The sequence below is a fragment of the Caminibacter sp. genome (assembly GCF_053999135.1).
This window is the reverse complement of sequence record NZ_JBMXVQ010000050.1, coordinates 1-3336: the sequence shown is the minus strand read 5'-3', so window position 1 is coordinate 3336 and position 3336 is coordinate 1. Positions and strand designations below refer to the sequence as shown.

General features: G+C 33.7%; 6 protein-coding genes and 1 pseudogene. All 7 read left to right on the top strand.

The window, feature by feature from the left end; all coding sequences use genetic code 11:
* Positions 1-170 (top strand): annotated as a pseudogene (locus tag ACXJH6_RS04135) (ribonucleotide-diphosphate reductase subunit beta); the annotation flags it as partial.
* A gap of 23 nt (positions 171-193) precedes the next feature.
* Positions 194-352, top strand: coding sequence for a hypothetical protein (locus tag ACXJH6_RS04130; protein ID WP_456470500.1), 159 nt, complete (start codon positions 194-196; stop codon positions 350-352).
* Complete coding sequence (locus ACXJH6_RS04125; RefSeq protein ID WP_456470499.1) at positions 321-737, top strand: secondary thiamine-phosphate synthase enzyme YjbQ; 417 nt, start codon at positions 321-323, stop codon at positions 735-737. The genes ACXJH6_RS04130 and ACXJH6_RS04125 overlap by 32 nt, the downstream gene beginning before the upstream one ends.
* Positions 738-761: 24 nt before the next feature.
* Entirely contained in the window at positions 762-1328 is a 567-nt protein-coding gene (locus ACXJH6_RS04120) for a flavin reductase family protein (protein WP_456470498.1), read from the top strand.
* Positions 1321-1887 carry a fumarylacetoacetate hydrolase family protein gene (locus ACXJH6_RS04115; RefSeq protein ID WP_456470497.1) on the top strand — a complete coding sequence of 189 codons (567 nt, stop codon included), beginning with the start codon at positions 1321-1323 and terminating at the stop codon, positions 1885-1887. The genes ACXJH6_RS04120 and ACXJH6_RS04115 overlap by 8 nt, the downstream gene beginning before the upstream one ends.
* Before the next feature lie 14 nt (positions 1888-1901).
* Entirely contained in the window at positions 1902-2603 is a 702-nt protein-coding gene (locus tag ACXJH6_RS04110; RefSeq protein WP_456470496.1) for a 7-carboxy-7-deazaguanine synthase QueE, read from the top strand.
* Positions 2603-3187, top strand: coding sequence for a 6-pyruvoyl trahydropterin synthase family protein (locus ACXJH6_RS04105; RefSeq protein WP_456470495.1), 585 nt, complete (start codon positions 2603-2605; stop codon positions 3185-3187). The genes ACXJH6_RS04110 and ACXJH6_RS04105 overlap by 1 nt, the downstream gene beginning before the upstream one ends.
* Positions 3188-3336: the final 149 nt, after the last annotated feature.

The following is a 3336-nucleotide window of genomic DNA, read 5'->3' as shown; positions in this document are numbered from 1 at the left end:
ATAAAAGAGCCCAGGCTATGGGGCTTGAATTGCTGTTCCCGGAAGTTGGACTTAAAAACCCTATCAGCTGGTTTGACAGTTTCAGCAGTTTTAACGACCAGAAAACAAACTTTTTTGAAGGAAACGTGGTTAATTACTCCAAAGGTAGTTTGAATTTAGACGATTTTTAATTATTTATAATAAGGAGGGGAAATTGATTGTAAAGGTAGACGTAAGGGAAGATAAAATTTTAAAGTTTTTTGATATTTTAAACGCTTTAAAAGATGATTTTGTAATTGATTTTAATGCTGAATATGTTGAGGAAGCGGAGGATGTGGAATATGAAAATGAAACAGGAGATTGTAAGGATTAAAGCTCCAAGTCGAGGTTTTTTTCTAATAACCGATAAAATTTTAAATGCCGTTGATATAAGCGATGTTGAAGTTGGAATGATGAATCTTTTTTTAAAACACACATCGGCTTCTCTTACCATTAATGAAAACGCTTCACCTGAAGTGAGAATTGATATGGAAGAAATTTCAAGTCGCCTTGTGCCTGACGGGTATCATTATCACCATTCTCTTGAAGGTCCCGATGATATGCCGGCTCATTTTAAATCTTCTATGTTTGGAGTAAGTCTTAATATTCCAATAACCGCCGGAAGGCTTAATCTCGGGACGTGGCAGGGGATATATCTGAACGAACACAGGGATTATCCAAGCAGCAGGGAGATTGTAATAACAGTGTGGGGATTATAAAAAGTTGAGAACGGAGAATTGAGAATGGAGAATTTAATAAACTTTAATGAAATTGAAAGTAAAGAGCGTTATAAACTGATGGCGGGAAACATTATTCCGCGCCCTGTTGCCTGGATAGTTACGGAAAATAATGGAATTATAAACGTAGCTCCTTTTAGTTATTTTACGGGAGTATCTTCTAAACCGCCGCTTCTTATGGTAAGTATCGGAAGAAAGAAACCTACTATTGATGAGCCAAAAGATACCTTTAAAAATATAAAAGAGACAAAAAAAGCAACCGTTTGTTTAGTGCCTATTGATATGTACCAAAAGATGGATAAAACAAGTGAAGTTTTACCGGCAGGCGAAAGTGAGGCTGAAAAATTCGGCATTGAGCTTGAAAGGGTGGATGAGGACTTCCCGCCTGTAATTAAATGTTGTAAGAGAGCTTTTCTAACTACACTTTACGGAACATTTGAAAATGACGAGATGGCTACGATTCCATTTTTTCTTGAAATTAAGAAAATGCTGATTGACGGTGATTTTGAGCCTGTTGCAAGAGTTGGTAAGGGGTATGCCAAACTTTGCGAAATTAAGGCTAAAAATGAATAAAATAGTTTGTGTCGGAAGAAACTATGTAGAACATATAAAAGAGCTTAATAATGAAATTCCAAATGAGCCTGTTTATTTTATGAAGCCTTTTAGCAGTGTAAGTGATAAAATTGTATTGCCTGGGTATTCGCCGATGCATTATGAAGGCGAAATATGTTTTTTGATAGGAGATACATTAAAAGTCGGGTTTGGGTTTGATTTTACTTTGCGTGAAATACAAAGCAAGCTTAAAAAAAAGGGGCTTCCCTGGGAGAGGGCTAAAGCTTTTAGAGGTGCTGCGGTATTTAGTGATTTTGTAGATTTTGAAAATATTGAAGATTTAGGTCTTGAAGTTTATAAAAACGGAAAACTTGTTCAAAAAGGGGATGTGAGTTTGATGATGTATAAACCTGAGTGGTTATTTGAAGATATTGATAAGATTTTTGGGCTGAATTTTGGCGATATTGTAATGACAGGGACTCCAAAAGGGGTAGGGCTGGTAGAAGAAGATGATGTATTTGAAGGAAGAATACTCGAAGGGGATAAAGTAATTATCACTAAAAAATGGACAGTAAATTAAATGAAAAGTGAAAAATGAAAAGTGAAAAATTAATTCCAATCAGCGAAATATTTTATTCAATTCAGGGAGAAGGGAAATTTGCCGGACATCCTAGTGTTTTTGTAAGGGTTGGAGGATGTAATTTAAAATGCCCCGGATTTGGAAAGATAGGGTGCGATAGTTATTATGCGGTAGATAAAAAATATAAAAACCAGTGGAGAAAAATGGATATTGAAGAAATAAAAAAAGAGATAAAAAAATATACAAAATTTAATCCTCATCTGGTAATTACCGGTGGAGAGCCGATTCTTTATTATGAAAAGCTTTATCCCTTAATTGAGTGGTTTGACAATCTTATAACAATTGAGACGAATGCCACTATAGATATAGATTTTGAAAAATATCCAAAATATAAAGATGTTGTGTTTGCTATGAGCGTTAAATTATCAAACAGCGGTGAGGAATACAATAAAAGAGTCAAAAAAGAAGTAATAAAATCATATGCTAAAAATGCTAAAGAAAGCTTTTTTAAATTCGTAATAAATAGAGATTTAAAAAAAGAGATTGATGATATAATCAAGGGACTTGAAAATGAAATATATTGTATGCCTCTTGGGGCTACAAAAGAAGAGCTTGAAAAAAACGCCCCTTTTGTATTTGAATTTTGTTTAAAAAACGGATATTGTTACAGTGATAGAATTCATATAAGACTTTTTGGCAAGAAAAAAGGTGTTTGATGATTATAAGAAAACTTTTTAAATTCGAAAACGCCCATATTGTAAGAAACTGTACAAGCAGAAGATGTAGTCGGTCACTCCATGGACACAGTTACAAAGTAGAAGTAAAACTTAGTAGTAATTTTCTTGATAAGGGGCAGATGGTATATGATTTTGGTCTGATGAAGCTTACCATTAAAGAACTCATCGACAGTTTTGACCATGCTATTACTTTATGGAAAGAAGATGACCCGGAATATATAAACTGGGCTAAAAAGTTCAGTGAAAGATGGATTGAACTTCCCGTAAATCCGAGTGCCGAACAGTTTAGCAGGGTATTTTTTTTGATGATTGATAGGGTGCTTGAATGTATGGAATTTAGAAACGAAGAAAAAGAAGTACAGCTTTATTCTGTAGTGGTTCATGAAACTGATACCGGATATGCTGAATGTTTTAGAGAAGATGCTTATAATTTTGATGGAATGGGTGAGATAAGACTTGAAGATATCGTTTTTAGTGAGAGAATAAAAGAAGAGTGGAGCGATAAAAGGCTTTGGGATAAGCTCTTAAAAAAAGAGAAAATAATACCTCCTAAAGAAATTTGATTTCTTTTTTTGCTTTCAATTCCTCTGACACTTTTGTTTTAATTTATATAAATTACTCATAAAACTTGACAAAGAAATACTAAAATTCTATAATTATAAAAAACTAAAAGGAGAAAATTATGATAACTGAACTAAGGCGTGAACAGCTT